The 21,863-nt window shown below is 65.3% G+C and carries 18 protein-coding genes; 9 read left to right on the top strand and 9 right to left on the bottom strand.

The window, feature by feature from the left end; translation table 11 throughout:
• Window positions 1–28 precede the first annotated feature (28 nt).
• Complete coding sequence (gene rho / locus Q331_RS0109810) at window positions 29–1,294, top strand: transcription termination factor Rho (protein ID WP_026380535.1); 1,266 nt, start codon at window positions 29–31, stop codon at window positions 1,292–1,294.
• Between the two features lie 31 nt (window positions 1,295–1,325).
• Here the strand turns inward: rho and Q331_RS20955 are convergent, their stop codons facing one another.
• Window positions 1,326–3,323, bottom strand: coding sequence for a thioredoxin domain-containing protein (locus Q331_RS20955; protein ID WP_034491772.1), 1,998 nt, complete (start codon window positions 3,321–3,323; stop codon window positions 1,326–1,328).
• A 38-nt stretch (window positions 3,324–3,361) separates the two neighbouring features.
• On the opposite strand from Q331_RS20955, the gene mnmE reads away from it, so the two are divergent.
• The 5 genes from mnmE (at window position 3,362) to Q331_RS0109775 (ending at window position 9,060) form a co-directional block, all read left to right on the top strand.
• Window positions 3,362–4,687: a tRNA uridine-5-carboxymethylaminomethyl(34) synthesis GTPase MnmE gene (mnmE, locus tag Q331_RS0109795; RefSeq protein ID WP_026380534.1), complete on the top strand. Its 1,326-nt coding sequence runs from the start codon at window positions 3,362–3,364 to the stop codon at window positions 4,685–4,687.
• A gap of 113 nt (window positions 4,688–4,800) precedes the next feature.
• Window positions 4,801–6,672: a tRNA uridine-5-carboxymethylaminomethyl(34) synthesis enzyme MnmG gene (gene mnmG, locus Q331_RS0109790; RefSeq protein ID WP_026380533.1), complete on the top strand. Its 1,872-nt coding sequence runs from the start codon at window positions 4,801–4,803 to the stop codon at window positions 6,670–6,672.
• Between the two features lie 19 nt (window positions 6,673–6,691).
• Complete coding sequence (gene rsmG / locus Q331_RS0109785) at window positions 6,692–7,324, top strand: 16S rRNA (guanine(527)-N(7))-methyltransferase RsmG (protein WP_034491770.1); 633 nt, start codon at window positions 6,692–6,694, stop codon at window positions 7,322–7,324.
• A gap of 3 nt (window positions 7,325–7,327) precedes the next feature.
• Window positions 7,328–8,149, top strand: a complete 822-nt coding sequence (locus Q331_RS0109780; RefSeq protein WP_026380531.1) for a ParA family protein — start codon at window positions 7,328–7,330, stop codon at window positions 8,147–8,149.
• A gap of 26 nt (window positions 8,150–8,175) precedes the next feature.
• Window positions 8,176–9,060: a ParB/RepB/Spo0J family partition protein gene (locus Q331_RS0109775; RefSeq protein WP_026380530.1), complete on the top strand. Its 885-nt coding sequence runs from the start codon at window positions 8,176–8,178 to the stop codon at window positions 9,058–9,060.
• Between the two features lie 48 nt (window positions 9,061–9,108).
• Here Q331_RS0109775 and holA read toward each other — a convergent pair whose 3' ends face one another.
• From holA to leuS, 3 genes are read right to left on the bottom strand one after another with little or no spacing between them, the layout of a single operon-like run.
• Window positions 9,109–10,149, bottom strand: a complete 1,041-nt coding sequence (holA, locus tag Q331_RS0109770; protein ID WP_084174972.1) for a DNA polymerase III subunit delta — start codon at window positions 10,147–10,149, stop codon at window positions 9,109–9,111.
• 11 nt (window positions 10,150–10,160) lie between these two features.
• Window positions 10,161–10,670, bottom strand: coding sequence for an LPS assembly lipoprotein LptE (lptE, locus tag Q331_RS0109765; RefSeq protein WP_034491750.1), 510 nt, complete (start codon window positions 10,668–10,670; stop codon window positions 10,161–10,163).
• Complete coding sequence (gene leuS, locus Q331_RS0109760) at window positions 10,657–13,281, bottom strand: leucine--tRNA ligase (RefSeq protein ID WP_034491749.1); 2,625 nt, start codon at window positions 13,279–13,281, stop codon at window positions 10,657–10,659. Before leuS ends, lptE begins: the two co-directional genes overlap by 14 nt.
• A gap of 132 nt (window positions 13,282–13,413) precedes the next feature.
• On the opposite strand from leuS, the gene Q331_RS0109755 reads away from it, so the two are divergent.
• On the top strand, window positions 13,414–14,103 hold the full coding sequence (locus tag Q331_RS0109755; RefSeq protein ID WP_026380526.1) for a YggS family pyridoxal phosphate-dependent enzyme: 690 nt from the start codon (window positions 13,414–13,416) through the stop codon (window positions 14,101–14,103).
• Here Q331_RS0109755 and Q331_RS20950 read toward each other — a convergent pair.
• Complete coding sequence (locus tag Q331_RS20950) at window positions 14,100–14,654, bottom strand: L,D-transpeptidase family protein (protein ID WP_051630964.1); 555 nt, start codon at window positions 14,652–14,654, stop codon at window positions 14,100–14,102. The two genes, Q331_RS0109755 and Q331_RS20950, sit on opposite strands and share 4 nt — an antisense overlap.
• A gap of 191 nt (window positions 14,655–14,845) precedes the next feature.
• On the opposite strand from Q331_RS20950, the gene Q331_RS0109745 reads away from it, so the two are divergent.
• A complete protein-coding gene (locus Q331_RS0109745; RefSeq protein WP_026380525.1) occupies window positions 14,846–15,532 on the top strand; it encodes a response regulator transcription factor in 687 nt (228 codons plus the stop codon).
• 11 nt (window positions 15,533–15,543) lie between these two features.
• Window positions 15,544–16,020 (top strand): Crp/Fnr family transcriptional regulator, encoded by a 477-nt coding sequence (locus tag Q331_RS20945; RefSeq protein ID WP_051630962.1) that lies wholly within the window; start codon window positions 15,544–15,546, stop codon window positions 16,018–16,020.
• A 9-nt stretch (window positions 16,021–16,029) separates the two neighbouring features.
• Here Q331_RS20945 and Q331_RS0109735 read toward each other — a convergent pair whose 3' ends face one another.
• The 4 genes from Q331_RS0109735 to Q331_RS0109720 form a co-directional block, all read right to left on the bottom strand.
• Window positions 16,030–16,833 (bottom strand): exodeoxyribonuclease III, encoded by an 804-nt coding sequence (locus Q331_RS0109735; RefSeq protein WP_026380524.1) that lies wholly within the window; start codon window positions 16,831–16,833, stop codon window positions 16,030–16,032.
• Window positions 16,834–17,109: 276 nt separating this feature from the next.
• Window positions 17,110–17,760 carry a LolA family protein gene (locus Q331_RS0109730; RefSeq protein WP_034491764.1) on the bottom strand — a complete coding sequence of 217 codons (651 nt, stop codon included), beginning with the start codon at window positions 17,758–17,760 and terminating at the stop codon, window positions 17,110–17,112.
• A gap of 102 nt (window positions 17,761–17,862) precedes the next feature.
• Window positions 17,863–20,340: an FtsK/SpoIIIE family DNA translocase gene (locus Q331_RS0109725; protein WP_084174971.1), complete on the bottom strand. Its 2,478-nt coding sequence runs from the start codon at window positions 20,338–20,340 to the stop codon at window positions 17,863–17,865.
• Window positions 20,341–20,496: 156 nt separating this feature from the next.
• Window positions 20,497–21,813 (bottom strand): ammonium transporter family protein, encoded by a 1,317-nt coding sequence (locus Q331_RS0109720; protein WP_034491748.1) that lies wholly within the window; start codon window positions 21,811–21,813, stop codon window positions 20,497–20,499.
• Window positions 21,814–21,863 lie beyond the last annotated feature (50 nt).

The following is a 21,863-nucleotide window of genomic DNA, read 5'->3' as shown; positions in this document are numbered from 1 at the left end:
ACCGTGTTTCACACGGGACTCAACTTTCATGGCAGAGATCAAGCTACAAGACCTTAAGGCGAAGTCGCCGACCGAACTTCTTGCGGTTGCAGAAGAGTATGAGGTGGAGAATGCCAGCATTCTGCGCAAGCAGGAGCTGTTGTTCGCCATTCTCAAGAAGGTCGCCGAACGCGATATGACCATCGTTGGCGAAGGCGTCATCGAAGTCTTACAAGATGGATTTGGTTTCCTGCGCTCGCCGGATGCCAATTACCTTCCCGGGCCGGACGATATCTATGTCTCGCCCTCGCAAATACGCCGGTTTTCTTTACGAACGGGCGACACGATCGAGGGAGAAATTCGAAGTCCGAAGGATGGTGAGCGGTATTTCGCGCTCCTGAAAGTTAACACGATCAACTTCGAGGAGCCTGAGAAGGCGAAGCACAAGGTTCATTTCGACAACCTTACGCCGCTCTATCCCGATACCCGCTTCAAGATGGAGCTGGACGATCCGACGATGAAGGACATGTCGGCGCGGGTGATCGACCTGGTGGCGCCGCTCGGCAAGGGACAGCGCGGCTTGATCGTGGCGCCGCCGCGTACCGGCAAGACGGTGCTGTTGCAGAACATCGCGCGTTCCATCACCAGCAATCATCCGGAATGCTACGTCATTGTCCTGCTTATCGACGAGCGGCCGGAAGAAGTGACCGACATGCAGCGCACGGTGCGCGGCGAGGTGATTTCCTCCACGTTCGACGAGCCGGCGGCGCGGCATGTGCAGGTCGCGGAAATGGTCATCGAAAAGGCCAAGCGTCTGGTGGAGCATGGACGCGATGTCGTCATTTTGCTCGATTCCATCACCCGCCTCGGCCGAGCGTACAACACGGTGGTGCCGTCCTCCGGGAAGGTGCTGACGGGCGGTGTCGACGCGAACGCATTGCAGCGGCCGAAGCGCTTCTTTGGCGCGGCGCGCAATATCGAGGAGGGCGGGTCGTTATCGATCATCGCGACGGCGCTGATCGATACGGGCAGTCGGATGGATGAGGTGATCTTCGAGGAGTTCAAGGGCACGGGCAATTCGGAGATCGTGCTCGACCGTAAGGTCGCCGACAAGCGGGTGTTCCCCTCCATGGACATCCTGAAATCGGGAACCCGGAAGGAAGAGCTTTTGGTGCCAAGGGCCGACCTTCAGAAGATTTTCGTGCTGAGGCGGATTCTTTCCTCCATGGGTGTCGTCGATGCCATCGAGTTCCTTCTCGACAAGCTGCGGCACACGAAGTCGAATTCCGAATTCTTCGATTCCATGAACACCTGAGACAGGCGGCCGCGAAGCCGTCTGCGGTGTCTTATGCCGACGGAGAGTTGATGCCCCGGCGGCTATCGCGCAGGAGTGCGGCCGCGGCCTCGGTATCAACGACATCAGGATAACATCGTTGGCGGTCGCATAGGCGCAGCGCGCCTTGGACGCTTTCCGCGGCGAGGGCGTCTTGCAGAAGGGCCGGGTCAGCCTCCGCGGCGACGAGACAGCGCAGCGGGGGCGCGTTGGGGCCTTCTGCGAGGGTGACGTGACGGGCGCGCTCGGCGGTATCCCATGCCGTTTGCACGCTCGCGGTGCCGATGAGGTCGCGGATCATGGCCGGACGGAAACGTTCGATGATGGCCTCGGCGCGGTCTTGGAACCGTCGTTCGGATGTGACCAGGGAAAGCCGGATCGCCGCTTCGGCCGCGACGCCGTTGGCGTTTGGCATCGCTTCGTCGGTGTCGCTGCGTGGGCGCAGGATCAGGGGCGGGGCGGAGTCGGCCGTGAGGAAATAGGTCCCAGAGTCTTTATCGAGGAAATCGGTCTCGAGGCGGTCGAAGAACGCCGCCGCGTGGTGAAGGTAACGTTTGGCGCCGGTTTGGGCGTACAGCTCCAATGCGGCGCGCATCATCTGGGCGTAGTCGGTGGCGAGGCCCGCGGCGGTGGCGCGTGCATCGCACCAGGCGTGGACGAGCGCGCCGGGGGCGTGGTCGTCGAGGTTTGTGAGGAAGGCGAACGCTTTCTCCGCGGCGGCGAGGAGTTCGGGACGCTCATTCACCTCGCTGGCGCGGGCGAGGCCGGCGATCGCGACCGCGTTCCAATCGGTAAGGATCTTGTAGTCGCGGGCGGGTTGGGGGCGCCGCTCGCGCACGGCAAGAAGCTTCGCCCGGTGTGTCGCGAGACGCGCTTCCTCCGCGTCGCCGAGCCATTCGAACGAATCGGCTCCGAGCCGATTGAGGATGTTCCTGCCTTCCCAGTTGCCGGCGGGCGTCACGCCGTAGCGGGCGGCGAAGTTGGCGCTATCGTTGCCAAGCAAGCTAGTGATCTCGGCGGCATTCCAGACATAGGTAGCGCCTTCTTCGTTTTCGGTGTCGGCGTCCAGGCTGGCGGCGAAGGCACCTTCGGCGAGTAGCATGTCGCGGAGGAGCCAGTCGGCGGTTTCGTTGAGCCGAGCGCGAAAGAGCGGCGAGGCGGTCTTTTGCACGGCGAGGGCGAGGAGCGAGAGGAGCTGACCGTTGTCGGAGAGCATCTTCTCGAAATGCGGCACCAGCCAGCGGTCGTCGACGGCGTAGCGTGCAAAGCCGCCGCCGAGGTGATCATAAATGCCGCCCTGGCAGATGTTGTGGAGGGTGAGGAGAACGGCGTGCAGGAACGACTCGTTTCCGGTCCGGAGACCGGCCCGCCAGGTCAGTTCCAGTAGGGGGGCTTGGGGGAACTTCGGGGCGCCATGGAAACCACCGTGGCGGGTGTCGTAGAGAGTCAGCATCTGGGCGGCGGCGGCGTCGAGAATGGGAGCGTCGGGCGCGGGAGAAGGCGCCGCGGGCTGGTGCGTCAGCCTTTGCAAAATGGCTGCGGTGTTAGCGGTGATCGTGTCGGGTTTGTCGCGCCAGGTCTCTGAAACCGCTGTCAGGAGCTGACGGAAGCTCGGTCGACCGAAACGCGGCTCCGGCGGGAAATAGGTGCCGCCCCAGAATGGCTCGCCCGCTGGGGTCAGGAACATGGTGAGTGGCCAACCGCCGGGCTCGCCGAGGGCGTGGAGGGCGCGCATATAGATATGGTCGATGTCGGGTCGCTCCTCACGATCAACCTTGATGTTGACGAAGCCGGCGTTGAGGAGTTCGGCCGTCTTCGCGTCCGAGAAGCTTTCATGGGCCATGACATGACACCAATGGCAGGCGGCGTAGCCGATGGAGAGATGTATTGGGACGTTGCGCCGGGCTGCCTCGGCGAGGGCTTTCTCGTCCCATGGGTGCCACATGACGGGATTGTCGGCGTGTTGGCGAAGATAAGGGCTGGCGGATTGTGCGAGGCGGTTTTCGGCCATATGGCTTCGGCGGTTCCTTCGGTTGGGTAGCAAGGTAGATGGAGACGATCTTCGCGTTGTCGAGTGGGGCGCCGCCAGCCGGCGTCGCGGTGATTCGCATCTGCGGGCCGCGCAGCCGCGAGGTGCTGGAGGCGATGGCCGGGTCAGTCCCGCCGGCGCGGCGGATGTGCCTGCGGATGTTGCGGGACGGCACCGGGGAGCCGATCGACGAGGCGCTTGTCGTATGGCTGCCGGCACCGGGTAGCTTCGCCGGAGAGGATTGCGCCGAGCTGCATTGTCACGGCAGCCGGGCGGTCGTGCTGAAGATATTCGAATCGCTCGCGGAACGGGACGGCGTCAGAGCTGCCGAGGCGGGGGAATTTACCCGCCGCGCTTTCCTGAACGGTCGTCTCGACCTGACGGAAGCGGAGGGGCTTGCCGATCTGATTGCTGCGGAAACCGAGGCGCAGCGGTGCCAGGCTCTGGCGCAGGCCGAAGGGGCGATGGCGCGCCGGCTTGCGCAATGGCGGGAACGGCTCCGCGATCTGCTCGCGGAGGTGGAGGCGCGGCTCGATTTCGCGGACGAGGAAGATGCTGCCGAGGAGCTTGGGCCTGAGTTCTGGAAGGAGCTTCGGCAACTTCTTGCGGAGGTGGAGTCGGTTCTGGCGGGATCGTATTTCGCCGAGCGGATCCGGGAGGGCTTCACGATTGTGCTGACGGGAGCGCCGAATGTCGGCAAGTCGACGCTGCTCAATGCGTTTGCCCGAAGGGAGGTTGCGATTGTCAGCGACGAGCCGGGTACCACCCGCGATCTCGTGACGGTACCGCTTTCGCTTGGGGGATATGCGGTGACGCTGGTCGATACGGCGGGGCTTCGCTCGGCGGCAAGCGCGGCGGAGATGGAGGGCGTGCGCCGCGCGCGGCTTAGCGCGGAGAATGCGGATTTGGTGCTTCGACTGACAGAGGGCGGGAACGCCGGGTGTGCGACGAAGGCCTCGGAAGTGAACGTATGGAGGGTCGAGACCAAGGCGGACATCTCGGGCGAGCCGCATGGGCGGATCGGCGATGCGGCGTTCCGTGTCTCGGCAAAGTCCGGGGTGGGGCTGGAAGAGCTTGAGGGGGCGATCGGTGACTGGTTGCGGGGGCAGCTCGGAGGCCGGAGCCCGGGGACCGGGGCTGAAGCGGTGAATGGGAGGCAGCGGACGGGTCTGCAGGCGCTGAGGCGGGGGATTGAATCGGTGCTGGAACGGGAAGGGATGACGGTCGACGAGTTGACGGTCGAGGAGTTGCGAAGCTGTGTCACTTCGATCGGACGCATCGCTGGGCGGGTCGACGCGGAGGAGATGCTAGGTGCGATATTCTCCCGGTTCTGCATCGGCAAATGAGGTTTCACGCGGAACGATTCAGCGGATGTTCCACGTGAAACCTATCCTGACTCCTCATCGGTTCCACGTGAAACATCTTCTCAAGGCGAGAAAGAGCGACTAGACCAAAGCCTATGAGCATCACCTCTTGCGATGTTGCCATCATCGGCGGCGGCCATGCCGGCTGCGAGGCGGCCGCCGCTGCGGCCAGGGCCGGGGCGCATGTCGTCCTCATTACGCACCGCTTCGATACGATCGGCGCAATGTCGTGCAATCCGGCTATCGGCGGACTCGGCAAGGGGCATCTGGTGCGCGAGATCGATGCCCTCGATGGGCTGATGGCGCGCGTCGCCGATGCGGCGGGTATCCAGTTCCGGATGCTCAATCGCCGCAAGGGCCCAGCGGTGCAGGGGCCGCGCGCACAGGCGGATCGATCCCTCTATCGCCGAGCGATGCAGGAGGCCATCGCCACGCAGGCGGGCCTTGTCGTCGTCGAGGGGGAAGCGTCCGACCTTCTCATCGCGCGCGGCCGCGTGGCTGGCCTTAAGCTTTCCGATGGTCGCGCGATCCACTGCGCCGCCGTGGTGATCACGACCGGTACTTTTCTGCGCGGCCTTATCCACCTCGGTGAGAGGAGTTGGCCGGCGGGTCGAGTCGATGAGCGGCCGGCCATCGCTCTGGCAGATACCCTGGCGCGACTGGGGCTGCGGCTTGGGCGGATGAAGACCGGTACGCCGCCGCGTCTCGACGGGCGCAGCATCGACTGGGAGACTCTGGAGCGACAGCCGGGTGACGAAACGCCGGAGCCCTTCTCCGCTCTCACGGATCGGATTGTAACGCCGCAGATCGATTGCGCCATCACTCGCACCGGGGCAGAGGCGCATGCCATCATCCGCACCAATCTTTCCCGCTCCGCCATCTACTCAGGGCGGATCGCGAGCCGCGGACCGCGTTACTGCCCTTCCATCGAGGACAAGGTCGTCCGTTTCGCGGAACGGGAATCGCATCAGGTCTTCCTGGAGCCGGAGGGCCTTGAGGATCATACCGTCTATCCGAACGGCATCTCCACCTCTTTGCCGGAGGAGGTTCAGACGGCGTTCGTGCGCACCCTTCCGGGGCTTGGCCGGGTGCGTATCCTCCGTCCGGGCTATGCCATCGAATACGATCATGTCGATCCGCGCGAGCTGACCGCCGGACTGGAGGCCAAGAGCCTTCCGGGGCTTTTCCTGGCAGGGCAAATCAACGGCACGACCGGCTACGAAGAGGCGGCGGCGCAGGGGTTGATCGCCGGCCTCAACGCGGCGCGCCGGGCCGGCGGGGCCGAGCCGCAGACCGTCTCGCGTGCCGATGCCTATCTCGGGGTGATGATCGACGACCTCGTTACCCGCGGCGTCTCCGAGCCCTATCGGATGTTCACCTCGCGGGCGGAATACCGGCTGGCACTGAGGGTCGACAATGCCGATGAGCGGCTGACGCCACTCGGCGAAGCCTGGGGAATCGTCGGCGCGGCACGCTCGACTCGGTTCCGGAAGAAAATGGCCGAGTTGGCACGACTCCGCGAGCTTCTCAACGCGAAGAGCCTGACGCCCAACGAGGCCGCACGGCACGGCCTTGCGGTCAACCAGGATGGCATCCGGCGCAGCGCCTTCGAGCTCCTCGCCTATCCGGATCTTCCCTACGCCAGGCTCGCGACGATCTGGCCGGAACTCGCCGCGGCAGAGCCGGCGCTTGTGCGGCACGTCACCACCGATGCGCGCTACGCGGTCTACCTCGATCGCCAGAAAGCGGATGTCGCGTCGCTGAAGCGCGAAGAGGCGGTAAGGATTCCGGCAGGCTTCGCCTATGCGGCGCTTTCCGGCCTTTCCAACGAGCTACGTGAGCGGCTTGAGACGGTGCGGCCGGCAAGCCTTGCCCAGGCCGGGCGTATCGAGGGCATGACGTCGGCAGCGCTCACCCTCATCCTAGCGCATGTGAAGAGACAGGCGAGGGAGCGTCGTGCCGCCTGAGCCCGCGCTGGCACAAGCCATGACGGCGCCTGACAAAGGTGCCGCTCTCCGCCCCTTCAATCTCCGACCGGGCATCGAATCGGCTCTGGAACGGTTCGTCGCTTTGCTCCTCACTTGGCAGGCCACCCACAATCTCATCGCCCCCAAGACGGTGCCGGAGCTATGGACGCGGCATGTCGCCGACAGTCTGCAGCTTCTGCCGCTGGCGCCGGAGGGCGCGAAGAGGTGGATCGATCTTGGCAGCGGCGGCGGCTTTCCAGGCATGGTCGTGGCCATCGCCGCGGAGGGCACGGAACTTCAGGTCACGCTGGTGGAGGCGAACCGGAAGAAGGCTGCTTTCCTGCGCCAGGCGGCACGCCTGTGCGCGCCGAGCGCGACAATCCGCGCAGAACGGATCGAGGCGCTTGGCAGCGCGTCACCCTACGATATCGTCAGCGCCAGGGCGCTGGCGCCGTTGCCGGAGCTCTTCACTCTGGCAGCGCCGCTGCTCGCACCCGACGGGATCGTGTTGGCCATGAAGGGCAAGGAATATGTGCATGAAGAGGCGGCGGCGGCTCACATCTGGTCTTTCGATCAGATATGGTACGAAAGCGCCGTCGGGGGCGGCGGTGGCGTTGCCGCCATCTCCAATCTGAAGCTGAGGAAGGCCTGAGACATGCCGCAGAATGTGGAGCGGCTTCCTTCTGTCCCGCGCGTTCTTGTCATCGCCAATCAGAAGGGTGGCGTCGGCAAGACGACGACCGCGATCAATCTCGGAACGGCGCTTGCCGCTATCGGCGAGAGAGTCCTTATCGTCGACCTCGATCCGCAGGGCAACGCCTCCACGGGTCTCGGCATCGGCCGCGAAAGCCGCCAGCGCTCCACCTACGACATTCTGATGGAGGAGGTCCCGCTGCGCGATGTCGCCGTGGAGACGGTCGTGCCGCGCTTGTCGATCGCGCCTTCGACGCTCGACCTGCTCGGCGTGGAGCTGGAGATCGCCAGCTTTCAGGATCGTGCTTTTCGGCTGCGCAAGGCCGTCGCCGCGCTCGGCAAGGAGGGAAATTCGCCCTTCACCTATGTCCTGATCGATTGCCCGCCCTCGCTCAACCTTCTGACCATTAACGCGATGGCTGCGGCGCATGCCGTGCTGGTGCCGCTGCAATGCGAGTTCTTCGCGCTGGAGGGTCTCAGCCAGATCCTGGGTACGGTGGAGCGGGTGCGCCGGGGCCTCAATCCTGAGCTTTCCATCCACGGGATCGTGCTGACCATGTTCGATGGACGCAACAACCTTTCCGGCCAGGTGGTGGAGGATGTGCGCTCGCATATGGGCGAAAAGGTGTATGAGACGGTGATTCCGCGCAATGTGCGCATCTCCGAGGCGCCCTCGCATGGCAAGCCGGCGATCCTCTACGATATCAATTGCGCTGGCAGCCAGGCGTATCTGAGGCTCGCCAGCGAGGTCATCCAGCGCGAGCGGGTCCTGAGGGCGGCTTAGGCCGTGCGGGCATAGGCGGAACGAGAATGGCGCAAGAACCGACAAGACGGCTGGGACGGGGCCTCGATGCCCTCTTACAGGATTATGCGTTGCCGGAGATGACGCCGGCGGAAGAGGGGGAGAGACCGCGCCCGGCGCCGCAGACGGCCCTTTTGGCCTCCATCCACCCCAATCCCCGTAATCCCCGGCGAGATTTCTCCGGCGAGGAGCTTGAGGATCTTGCTGCGTCCATCCGTGCCCATGGGCTGGTGCAGCCGGTCGTGGTGCGGCCGCGACCGGGTGTTAGCGGCGAATACGAGATCATCGCCGGCGAAAGACGCTGGCGCGCGGCGCAGCTTGCCGGCATCCACGAAGTTCCGATTACGCTCCTGGAGGTTTCCGACCGGGAGGCGCTGGAACTCGCCATCGTGGAGAACGTGCAGCGCGCCGACCTTAACCCGCTGGAGGAGGCGCAAGGCTATCAGGCGCTCATCGAGGAGTTCAGCTACAGCCAGGGCGATCTCGCCGACGTCATCGGCAAGAGCCGGGTGCATGTCACCAACACGCTGCGGCTCTTGAAGCTGCCGGAGAAAGTGTTGGAGCATCTGCGCTTCGGGCGCCTGACGGCGGGACATGCCCGGGCTTTGATCAATACCGAAGAGCCGGTGCGGCTGGCCGAGATCGCCATCGCCAAGGGCCTTTCGGTGCGCGATACGGAAAAGCTTGCGCAGCGCGGTGCCGAACCGGCCTCCGGCGAGCGGCGACAAACCGCGGAAAAGGACGCCGATACGCTGGCGCTGCAAAAAGAGCTGGGCGACCGCCTCGGTCTCCAGATCGATATCCGCCACAAGCCGGACGGCAAGGGTGAAGTGCGCATCAAGTATCGCGATCTGGCGCAGCTCGACATGGTGTGCGGGCGGCTGCGAAGCTAGAGCGTGACAGGACGAGAAGGTCCGCCGCGTTCATGGTATCTTCGCGACCTAACGCCGGGCGGCGCGGCGGGCGGCCAGAGCGAACTTCAGCAACGTGTCGGAGGCGATGGCGTGATCGAGCCCGGGAAACTGGCGTGTGAGCAAGATTGCCCGATCGACGGCGGCTCGGGCGCGCTGCAGCGCCTCTGAGGGCCATAGCTGCAGGGAACGCACCACCTTTTCCTTGCGACGGAAATGTACGGGCGGACGGGCCCGCTCAACGAGCGGGCCGAGCGCGGCACCGTGAGCGGCCTGGGCCGACAGGCCTGAAAGCATGATGAGATGGCTGAGCGCCTGGGCGAGAAGGGCGCCGGGCGAGCCTCCCTCCGCCTTCAGACGATTGAGGTCCAGTGCCAGGCGGTCAAGATCCCCCGTCAGAGCGTGATCGATCAGCCGATCGTTGCGCAGCTCAACGCTTTCTCCTGTGACGGCGAGGACGTCCTCCAAGGTGATCTCGGCCGCGTCGCCGGCGAAGAGGACGAGCTTTTCCAGCTCACGCCGCGTGACCCCGCGATCGCCGCCCAGATGGGCGAGGAGATAATCGAAGGCCTCCGGCTCCACGCGCAGCCCCGCCTCGCGCAGGCTGGAGCGTACGAGATCGGCGACATCCTCCGGGCTCGCCTCGTAGCAGGGGAGCGCGGCCGCGGCAGCCGATTCCTCGAAGAGCTTGCGCAGGGCGCTGCCGGCTCGCAACTCTTCCGCTTCCACGATGACGTAGGCCGCCTCGGGCGGCGCCTCGATCAAGGGGCGAAGGGCGCCGACGGCGTTGTGGCGGGCATCGAGCAGCTTCAAACGGATGAGGGGTGGGCCGCCGAACAGGAGATCGGCGTTCGATTCGTCGGCGATACGACCGGGATCGCCGGCAAGCTCGTCGGAACCGATGCGGATAAGCGTTGTGCCCTGCGGCTCGCGAGCCGAAAGGGCAGTGGAAAGGGCTGCGGCCCGTTCACTGACGGCGCCCTGATCCGATCCATAGACGAGAAACAGGCGCAACTCGGCCGGGGGTGCGGCGAGGAAACCGGATACGGAGGCTGGACGGATCGCCACCATCACAGGAGGCTCTAGCTGGTGGCGAGGAAGGCGGCGAGCCGTGTCTTCAAAATTCCGGCAATGGTCGTTGCGACGCGGTTTTCCGCGTCGCGCTCAGCGCGGATATTGGCGAAAGTCTGGGAGGAGCGATCGTAAGAAGCGACGTTGGCAATGGTGCCGCTGGTCAGCCGCTCGCCGGTTTGGGCGTCCGTCAGCACGTAGTTGAGCGTGCCGGAGATCTGATAGGCGGTGGGCACGCCGGTAACGCTCTCAATGCCGACGGAACTCGAAGCAAGCGAGAGGCTGTAGCGCAGATCGTAGCGCTTGGGGACGGGCGTGGCCTCCTCGAGCCCAAAGAGCAGGGTGTTGCGGAACACCTGCTCAGGCCGCGTCGAGGGGGCGGCGACGGAGACGGCGGCCAGTTCCGCCTGCACCGACCGGCCCGTCGGTCCCGGCGCGTAGAGCGGACGAACCTGACAGGCGGCAAGCAGCGCCGTGGCGGCGAGGATGAGCGCGAAAGAAGCTCTTCTAGCCGACCACATTGACGATCCTCCCCGGCACAACGATGACCTTGCGCGCCGGCCTTCCCTCAAGGAAGCGCTGGACGCACTCGGCCGCCAATGCGGCCGCCTCGATCTCGGCGACGCTAGCATCGCGCGCGACCTTGAGATCGTCGCGCTTCTTGCCGTTGACCTGCAGCGGGAGAATGATCTCATCCTCGCGCAAAAGGGCCGGATCGGCCTCCGGCCAGTCCGTTTCGGCGACGAGGCGGTCGTGGCCGAGAACCTGCCACGCCTCTTCAGCCAAATGCGGCATGAAAGGCCCCATCAACAGAATGAGGGATTCGAGGGCCTCACGCTGCGCCCACCCACTATCACAACTATCGTCTTTATCACCGCTATCATGAATAGCGATCTGATTGGCGAGGTCGTGCAAAAAGGCGATGGCGCGGTTGAAACGCAGGTTTTCGATGGCTTCGGTGACATCGCGGATAGCGCGATGAGTCGCGCGGCGGAGCCCGATATCGGCCTCCGAGAGTCGACCCGGCCCCGGAGAGCCGGCTGGCGGCAAGGAGGCGGCGGCTCCTGTCACCATGCGCCAGATGCGCTGCACGAAACGGTGGGCGCCCTCCACGCCGGCGGCAGACCATTGCACGTCGCGCTCCGGCGGGGAGTCGGAGAGCATGAACCAGCGTGCCGTATCGGCACCATAGTTGCGGCTGATCTCCTCCGGCCCGACCGTATTGCGCTTCGACTTCGACATCTTCTCGATCGGGCCGATCTCCACCGGCGCGCCGGTCTTGGCGTGGCGGGCTTGGCGTACCCCGCTCTTTTCCTCCACCACGATTTCCTCCGGTGGCAGGAACGCTCCATCCGGCTCGCGATAGGTCTCGTGTACCACCATGCCCTGGGTGAAGAGGCCGGCGAAGGGCTCGGCAAGGTCGAGATGGCCGGTCTCGGTCATGGCGCGGGTGAAGAAGCGCGAATAGAGAAGATGCAGGATCGCATGCTCAATGCCGCCGATATACTGGTCCACCGGCAGCCAGGCATTGGCGATCTCCGGCACGGTCGGCGTTGCGGCGCGCGGCGCGGTGAAGCGGGCGAAATACCACGAGGAGTCGACGAAGGTGTCCATCGTGTCGGTCTCGCGGCGCGCCTGTGCACCGCATTGCGGGCAGGCGACGTCCTTCCAGCTTGGATGGCGGTCGAGCGGGTTTCCCGGCTTGTCGAAATCGATGTCCTGCGGCAGGCGCACCGGCAAATCCGCCTCCGGCACCGGCACGGCGCCGCAAGTCCGGCAATGGATCATCGGGATCGGGCAGCCCCAATAGCGCTGCCGCGAGATGCCCCAGTCGCGCAGGCGGAAATTGACCTCGCGGCTGGCCTGCGGCGCCCCGGCGACCTGGCGGCCCTCAAGCCGACGCGCGACCTCCTCCTTGGCTTCCTCGACACCCATGCCGTTGAGGAAATCGGAATGGACGAGGCGCCCTGGCCCAAGATAGGCCTCTTCCAGGACGGTGAAATCGGCCTCCGCCACCTCGTCGGGCTTCACCACCGGGGTGACGGGAAGGCCGTAGCGGTTGGCGAAATCGAGGTCGCGCTGATCGTGCGCCGGGCAGCCGAAAATAGCGCCGGTGCCGTAGCCCATCAGAACGAAATTGGCGATGTAGACGGGCAGAAGCTTGCCGTCGAGAAAGGGATGGCGAACCTTGAGGCCGGTGTCGTAGCCGCTCTTCTCGGCCGTCTCCACGGCCTCTGCGGAGGTGCCGCGGCGTTGGCATTCGGCGATGAAGGCCCTGGCTTTCTCATCGGTGGCGGCGATCTCGGCCGAAAGCGGATGATCGGGCGACAGCGCCATGAAGGAAGCGCCGAAGAGCGTGTCCGGCCGCGTGGTGAAGACCTCCAGGATTTCCGCCCCGCCCGGCGCGGTCCCGGCGAACTGAAAGCGGATCCGCAGCCCCTCGGAGCGGCCGATCCACTTCTCCTGCATGATGCGGACTTTCTCCGGCCAGCGCTCCAGGGTCTTCAGCGCCTCCAGAAGCTCGTCGGCGTAATCGGAGATGGCGAGGAACCATTGGGTGAGCTCGCGCTGCTCCACCAGGGCGCCGGAGCGCCAGCCGCGGCCGTCGATGACCTGTTCGTTGGCGAGCACCGTCTGGTCGACCGGATCCCAGTTGACCTTGGCGCTCTTGCGCCGCACCAGGCCGGCCTTGAGGAAATCCAGGAAGAGACGCTGCTGCTGGGCGTAGTATTCCTCGTCGCAGGTGGCGAATTCGCGCGACCAGTCGATGGAAAAGCCCATCAGTTTCAGCTGATCGCGCATGGTGGCGATGTTGGCGTAGGTCCATTCCTTGGGATGGACCTTGTTTTGCATGGCCGCGTTCTCGGCCGGCATGCCGAAGGCGTCCCAGCCCATCGGGTGCAACACGTTGTAGCCGCGGGCGCGGCGGTAGCGGGCGACGACGTCGCCCATCGTGTAATTGCGGGTATGGCCGATATGGATGCGCCCCGAAGGATAGGGGAACATCTCCAGCACGTAGTATTTCGGCCGCGGGTCGTCATCGGGGCAGCGGAACAGACCGCGCTCCTCCCAGACGGATTGCCAGCGGGCTTCGACGTTTCGCGGGTTGTAGCGTTCGGTTGACGCGGTCATGGACGGCATGGTTGTTGGGGGCAAATCCACCGCTGCGGCGGCCGGAGAGCATCAACACGGATTGCCGGAGCCGGTCAACCTCGCCGAGCGGCGATGGTCCGTCCTTCGGCGCGGGCGTTCCAGATGAGCCACATGCAAGACAGCCGGGCGGCGCTTGCCGATATCACCCGGCGGATGACGGCGGCGGCGCGCGAAGTCGGGCGCCAACCGGACGCGGTGACGCTGATTGCCGTCAGCAAGACCTTCGGCCCGGAGGCGATCCGCCCGGTGCTGGAAGCCGGCCAGCGCGTCTTCGGCGAGAATCGCGTTCAGGAAGCGGCGGGCAAATGGCCCGAGCTGAAGGGCGTATACGCCGATATCGAGCTGCATCTCATCGGGCCCTTGCAGACCAACAAGGCGCGTGAGGCGGTGGCGCTCTTTGACGCCATCCATTCGCTCGACCGCGACAAGCTCGCCGCCGCGCTCGCCAAGGAAATGGAAAAACAAGACAGGCGACCGGAGCTCTTCGTGCAGGTCAATACAGGCGAGGAAGAACAAAAGGCCGGCGTCGTGCCGCAGGAGGTGGAAGCCTTCGTGGTGCGCTGCCGGAAGGAGCACGGGCTGTCGATCGCCGGGCTGATGTGCATTCCGCCCCTGGAGGAGCCGCCCGGGCCGCATTTCGCGCTCCTGGCCAAGCTCGCCGACAAGCTGGGACTTGCCAAGCTCTCCATGGGCATGAGCGCCGATTTTGAGACCGCCGTGAAACTCGGCGCCACGCATGTGCGCGTCGGCAGCGCGATTTTCGGCGCCCGGGCGCCTTTCAAGGGGGCGCGCCAAGGCTAGCGGCGTTTGCCTTTCGGCCTTCGCAGCTTCGGGCCGCTGTCGCCGGGCGGCAGGAGAAGCATCTTGCAGCCGGGGCGAAGCCGCGGCAGGAGGAGGCGCATCATCGCCCGTGGCACGGCGACGCAGCCTTCCGTCGGCGTCAGACCGGGGCGGGCAAGATGGAAGAAGATGGCGCTGCCCAATCCGCGCCTGGCCGGCGCCGTGTTCCAGGAAAGGCCGATCACCACGTCGTAGAGATGGTCACCGCGCCACATCTTCTCTGCCGAGGCGCGAAAGGGCAGACGTACCGGCCGATTGTAGCGCCGGCTTTCGGGTGCGTCGCACCAGCCATCATCCCAAGAAAGCGCAATGGTGGGCAGAGCTGGGCGCGGCATGGCTGGCCGCCGGTCGGCCCGAAGGGCGCACCATTCCAAAGTCAGGCATCCGACTGGGGTCGCCCCGTCGCCTTCGCGCTTGACCCGGTTCATGCCGCCGCGGCCGAGAGCCGCCCGGCAGGTGAGGTCGCCGAGGGAGAGGATCGCCGTCTGGCGTGCCCGGGGAAGCGCCCGCACCCAGATCTTGCGGCGCGGCGTGGCAGGGTCTCGCCTTTTCGGGCGCTGGGCGGGCGGACAGAAGCGTGGATCGGGCGGGGACATGAAACGATCTGGGAACGGCGGCATGGCCAGGCTGGCAGGCCTTATCAACTTGCCCTAAGGTCCGGCGCAAGAGATTCTCACGCAATCGTGGTGAGAGAGGAGCGCCGATGACGGCCAGACGAATCCTCATCGTCGACGACGACAAAGAGCTCTGCAATGCGCTGATGGAGCAGTTGTCGCTCTATGAGGAATTCGAGATCGCCTCCGCGCAGAATGCCGGCGCCGGCATCAAGGCGGCCAAGGACAGCCATGTCGACCTCGTCATCATGGATGTGGAGCTGCCCGACATGGACGGGCGCGAGGCGGTGAAGCTCCTGCGCAAGAGCGGCATCAAGGCGCCGATCATCATGCTGACGGGACACGACACCGATTCCGACACGGTCCTCGGCCTGGAGGCGGGTGCCAACGATTACGTCGCCAAGCCCTTCCGCTTCGCCGTGCTCCTGGCGCGCATTCGGGCGCATCTCAGGCAGCACGAGCAGAGCGAGGACGCCACCTTCACCATCGGGCCCTATACGTTCCGCCCGGCCGCGAAACTGCTCCTGGATGCCAATGGCAGCAAGGTGCGGTTGACGGAGAAGGAGACGGCGATTTTGAAGTACCTCTATCGGGCCGGCGAGCGCACGGTGACACGGGACGTGCTTCTGTCGGAGGTATGGGGATACAATTCGGGCGTCACCACGCATACCCTGGAGACGCATATCTATCGGCTGCGCCAGAAGATCGAGAAGGATCCCTCGCATGCGGAGATTCTGGTGACGGAGGCCGGCGGCTATAAGCTGGTCCGGAGCTAGGTTGCGGGCCGATGAGCCTTGGTTCCGATGTCGCGCTCCTGAAGGAGGCGCCTTTCTTCGCCGGCTTCTCGGAGGATCATCTGCGCCTTATCGCCTTCTCGGCCGAAAGCCGGACGCTGCGCGAGGGCGAGGTGGTCGTGGAGGCCGGACGACCCCTGCATTCCGCCTATCTCGTCGCGTCCGGTGCGTTGCGCGCGCTGCCGGGACGCCCCAAGGAGGGCAAGCCGGATATGGCGCAGGCCATAGCGCTGGAGCGGGGAGCGCTGATCGGCGAACTCGCCCTCATCACCGAGATGCGCGCCCATGAGACGGTCTTGGCGGCCGAGCCGAGCGTGGTGCTGCAAATCCGTCGCTCGGTGTTTCGTCGTCTCTTCGAGGAGTACCCGGAGATCGCCGAAGGGCTGCGCCAGGAGTTGACCCGGGCGCTGACGGAGACCGTCGAGCAGATCCGCCGCGTCGGGCGGCGGCTGGAAACTCCCGGCGACTAGAGAGCTCTTCTATTCCTCGGCGAATGTCGCGACCACCGGGACGTGATCGGAGGGGCGCTCCCAGCTTCTGGCCGCTTTCAGCACCTGCATGGAGAGGGCACGCTCACCTAGGTCCGGCGAAGCCCAGATATGGTCGAGCCGCCGGCCTCGGTCGGACGCTTCCCAATTGGGCGAACGGTAACTCCACCAAGTGTAGAGCTTTTCTTCCGGCGGCACGAAGTGGCGCATGACGTCAACCCATTTGCCGGCGGCCTGCAGGCGCTTCAGTCCCTCCGTCTCGACCGGCGTGTGGCTGACGACCTTGAGGAGCTGGCGGTGTGACCAGACGTCGGTTTCCAACGGGGCGATGTTGAGGTCGCCGACCAGGATCGTCCGCGGCCGCGCGAAACGCTCCGTGGCCGCCGTCATCTCCTCCACGAAGGCGAGCTTGTGGGCGAACTTCCAGTTCTTTTCCGGGTCAGGCTCGTCGCCGCCGGCGGGGACATAGAAGTTGTGCAAGGTGAGAGGCCCGGCACGTGTCGTCACTTCGGCCGAGATGTGGCGGCAATCTTCGCGGTTGCAGAAATAGCTGCGATCGATCTTGGCGAGCGGGCGGCGCGAGACGATGGCGACGCCGTTGTAGCCCTTCTCACCAGCGAAAGCGAGGAAGGGGTAGCCGGCCTCCTGGAAGGGCTTTTGCGGAAATAGCGCGTCCGGACACTTGGTCTCTTGCAGGCACAGTACATCCGGCGCCGCCTCCTGCAAGAAGTGGCGCACCAGATCGATGCGCAGGCGGACGGAGTTGATGTTCCAGGTCGCGACGGAAAAAGCCATGATGCGGGAATGGCCGCCCCGAGCCGGGAAATCCACCCGCCACGGGCAACGTCAACAAGAAAGGTGCCGAAAAGAAAGGCGTCCAGCCGGATCGACTGGACGCCTTCGCGGACCGAACCCGAGCGAGACGGGGGGCGTTGTATCGGCCGGGTCGATCTCCGCAGCGACTAGATGGGGCTTCCCGTCGCCGAGACAAGCCCACGCATCGCCATGTTCCTCATAACCTGTCGGCACGTTGTATTCCAACATGCAAAAGAGTCACAGTTAGGAAATATTCTAATCTCGAAGCGAGCGCTCGCGCGCCCTGTTGGTGATGGCGCTGTAGTTGATTTTGAACAGGTCCGGCGAAAGGCTGCGGCCCGTCTCCACGTTGTAGAGCACGACGGTCGTATCGAGCCCCTGCGCATCGCGGACCGTCCATTGGCGCAGCTCGTAGCTGGAAGGATCGAAGAACAGGGTGAGCGTGCCACCGCCGAACTGGGCGTCGTCGACGATCGTCACCTGGATAAGGTCGCTCTCCACGGCAACGCCGCGAACCTTGTCGGAGCGGGTCAGATTGAGGCCGATATCGAGGAGGAACTTCAGCGGCGTCTTCGACAGGGGCCACAGGTCGTCGGTCTTCAGGCTGGCATCTTGCACCAGCACCGATTCCCCGTCGGAGCGCACGGTGAGGCGCGAGGGCGGGTCGTAGTCGAAAAGAATGCGGCCGGGCCGGGCGATATAGAACTTGCCCTGGCTCTTCTGGCCGGTCGGGCCAAATTGGATGAACTCGCCATTCATCGTGCGCAGGCCGTCAAGCTTCTGCGAGATGGCGGCAAGGGCCGTGCTTTCCTCCTGGGTGATGGCGAAGGCGGGCGCTGAAAGGGTGGCGAGCGCCAGCGCTCCGGCGGCGAAAAGGCGCAAGCCGCGCCTGGCATCAATGCGCATTCGGTTCTCCCTGCCCTTTGCGGGGCCCTTGCGGGCCGTGCCGCGAACCGCCCGCTTCAACGGTTCTTCTGCTGCAAACACTGAAAGAGGGCTAAAATCGGATCAGGCCGCGTCCTCCTCGCCGACGAGGATCTCGCGCTTGCCGGCATGGTTGGCCGGGCTGATCAGGCCTTCCTTCTCCATCCGCTCCACGATCGAGGCGGCGCGATTATAGCCGATCGACAGGCGCCTCTGGATATAGCTGGTGGAGACCTTGCGGTCGCGCAAGACGATGGCCACCGCCTGATCGTAGGTATCGTTGCCTTCCTCGCCACCGGCGCCGCCAGCGAGCGCGTCCCAGCCGCTTTCGCCGGCCGCCTCCTCGTCGGTGATGGCGTCGTGATAATCGGGCACGCCCTGCGCTTTCAGATGCGAGACCACCTCCTCCACTTCGCCGTCTGTGACGAAGGGGCCGTGGACGCGCTGGATGCGCCCGCCGCCGGCCATGAACAGCATATCGCCCTGCCCGAGGAGCTGCTCGGCTCCCTGTTCGCCGAGGATGGTGCGCGAATCGATCTTGGAGGTCACCTGGAAGGAGATGCGGGTCGGGAAATTCGCCTTGATGGTGCCGGTGATGACGTCGACGGAAGGCCGCTGCGTCGCCATGATGACATGGATGCCGGCGGCCCGCGCCATCTGCGCCAGGCGCTGGACGGCGCCCTCGATCTCCTTGCCGGCCACCATCATCAGGTCGGCCATCTCGTCGATAATGACGACGATATAGGGGATGGGGTCGAGCGCCAGCTCCTCGGTTTCGAAGATTGCCTCGCCGCTGTCGTGGTCGAAGCCGGTCTGGACGGTTCGCCGGATTACCTCGCCCTTCTTCTTGGCGGCGGCGATGCGCTGGTTGAAGCCCTCGATGTTGCGCACGCCAAGCTTGGACATCTGCTTGTAGCGCTCCTCCATCTCCCGCACCGTCCATTTCAGCGCCACGACCGCTTTCTTGGGGTCGGTGACGACGGGGGTGAGCAGATGCGGGATGCCGTCATAGACGGACAGCTCCAGCATCTTCGGATCGATGAGGATGAGGCGGCACTCTTCCGGCTTCAGCCGGTAGAGGATCGACAGGATCATGGTGTTGACGGACACCGACTTGCCGGAGCCGGTGGTGCCGGCGACGAGAAGATGCGGCATCTTGGCGAGATCGGCGATGACCGGCTCGCCGCCGATCGTCTTGCCGAGCGCCAAGGCGAGGCGGCCACGGCTCTTCTCAAAATCACTCGAGGCGAGAATCTCCTTCAGGAACACCGTCTCGCGGCGCGCATTCGGCAGCTCGATGCCGATGACGTTGCGGCCCGGCACGACGGCGACGCGGGCGGCGATGGCGCTCATGGAGCGGGCGATGTCGTCGGCCAGGCCGATGACGCGCGAGGATTTGATGCCGGGCGCCGGCTCAAGCTCGTAGAGGGTGACCACGGGGCCGGGGCGCACATTGATAATCTCGCCGCGTACGCCGAAATCCTCCAACACCCCTTCCAGGGCGCGGGCGTTCTTCTCCAAGGCGGCCGGATCGAGGTGCTGGCCGCGCCTCACCTCGGGTTCGGCGAGGAAATGCAGCGGCGGATACTCGTAAGCGTCGGCAGGCAGCAGGGAAGGCTGCGCCTCGCGGGCGACGCGACGGCCGGGCTTGAGGCGCGGCGCCGCCTCGGCGACGCGGCGCGGTGCGGGCGCTTCCGGCACCGGCTCGAAATGCGGCTCCGTCTCCTCGTCGATATCGGTCTCGCCGAGCATCGGCTCCAGGCGAGTGTCCGGCGCCAGCCTCGCTCGTGGCTCTTGCTGCCGCTCCAGAGCTGCGCTGAGGGCGGCGCGACCGCCACGCTTGACGGCACGGCTGGCGGCTGAGACGGCGGCAAGACCGTGATGCAGGAGAAAGCCCGTGGCTAGGGCGAGCCGGCCTGCCTCCTCGTCGCCGGCGGCATCGTCTTCTTCCTCCACAGCAGCGCGGCGACGGTCCGCGGCGGGCGCGGCCAGCTCCAGCGGCTGCGTGAGGACGGAGGCAACGAGAAAGCCGAGCGCCAGGCCGAAGGCGAAGACGCCGATGGCGGCGCGCATGCCTGTGGAGAGGGGATCGCCGAAGATGGCCTCTGGCAGGCGCAGAAGGATGTCGCCAAGGGCGCCGCCGAATCCGACCGGCAGCGGCCAGGCCGTGGTGATGGGCAGACAGGCTAGCGCCAGGGCGGCGAGCGCGGCGCCGCCGATCCAGAAGCTCGATTGCCGGCCGGCATGGCGAGGCCTGCGGCTGCGCACGAGCGCCAGCGCCAGAAGCGCCGGCGGGACGAGGAGTGCGATGACCGCAAGGCCGAAGAACTGCATGGCGAGATCGGCGAGAATCGCGCCTGGGCGGCCGAGAAGGTTGCTCGGGCTCGCTTGCGTCAGATGCGAGAAGCTCGGATCGGCGACATTCCAGGTGATGAGAGCAAGGACGATCAGCGCCAAGAGGAAAAGAAGCGCAAAGCCGGCGAGCTGCAGAAGCCGGCGGGCCGCCAGCTGACGCAGGGCATAGGTGGAATGCAAAAGCTCACTATTCGCGCCGAAGGCCATTCAGCCGCCATCCCCTCGCTTGCCGATAGGGGCAGGATAGGTCAGGTCGGGTTAAGCGCTTGTTAACCAGAGGGCGCCGCAAGCATCTGGAAGAGAAAAAGAAGCGGCCCGGGCACAAGGCCCGGGCCGCCGTTGGCATGAAGCGGTCGGAGCGGATCAGACGCGCTGCGAGCCGACGCCGAACTCCGGATAGGCTTCCACGCCGATCTCCACCGCATCGAGGCCGAGCGCCTCTTCCTCGTCGCCGACACGGATGCCGATGGTGAGTTTGAGGATCATCCAGACGACGGCGCTGACGACCACCGTGAAGGCGCCGATGGAGGCGATGCCGATCGCCTGGGTGACGTAGCTGGTATCGGCATTGGACAAGGGCACGATCAAGGTGCCCCAGATGCCGGCGACCAGATGCACCGGGATGGCGCCGACCACGTCGTCGATCTTCAGCTTGTCGAGAAGCGGCACGACCAGAACGACGATGAGCCCGCCGATGCCGCCGATGAAGAGGGCGATCGGCACGCTTGGCGTGAGCGGCTCGGCGGTGATGGAGACGAGACCGGCAAGGGCGCCGTTGAGCGCCATGGTCACGTCCACCTTCTTGTAGATGACCTGCGTCAGGATCATCGCCACGACGACGCCGGCGGCGGCGGCGAGGTTGGTGTTGACGAAGATGCGCGAGATCGCCGAGGCATTCTCAAAGCCGTCAAGGGCGAGCTGAGAGCCGCCATTGAAGCCGAACCAGCCGAGCCAAAGGATGAAGGTGCCGAGCGTGGCGAGCGGGATGGAGGAGCCCGGAAGCGGGTGGACCGAACCGTCCGCGGCGTATTTGCCCTTGCGCGCCCCGAGGAGGATGACGCCGGTGAGCGCCGCCCAGCCGCCGACCGAATGAACCAGCGTGGAGCCGGCGAAATCGGAAAAGCCCATCTCCGAAAGCCAGCCGCCGCCCCACTGCCAGGAGCCGGTGATCGGATACATGATGCCGGTCAAGACCACGGTGAAGATCATGAAGGGCCATAGCTTGATGCGCTCGGCGAGCGTGCCGGAGACGATGGAGGCCGCGGTGGCGCAGAAGACCATCTGGAAGAACCAGTCAGAGGCGACGGAATAGTCGCCGCCGGTCTCCGAGGCCGGGTCGGGGATGTCCTTGGGCAGCGGAACGCCGAAGAAGCCGCCGTTCACGTCCATGTACATGAGGTTGTAGCCGATGGCCCAGAACATCAGGCCGGCGACGGAATAGAGCCCGATATTCTTCAGGCACTGCATGGAGACGTTCTTGGAACGCACCAGGCCCGCTTCCAGCATGGCGAAGCCAGCGGCCATCCACATGACGAGGAAGCCCGACATGAGGAAGGACAGGGTGTTGAAGGTGAAGGCGACCGAGGCCGCATCGGCCGCTGCCGCGGCGGGCGCCTCAGCGGCCGGGGCGGCATCCTGTGCCAGCGCCGGTTCCACCGCCAAAAGCGCCAGCGGGGCCATGAGTGGCGCCCGCTTTAACCAATACTCAAGTTTCATCGATTTTCCCTCTC

It is taken from the genome of Afifella pfennigii DSM 17143 (genome assembly GCF_000688515.1).
In the GTDB taxonomy this organism is placed as follows: domain Bacteria; phylum Pseudomonadota; class Alphaproteobacteria; order Rhizobiales; family Afifellaceae; genus Afifella; species Afifella pfennigii.
This window is presented reverse-complemented; position numbering and strand designations above follow the sequence as displayed.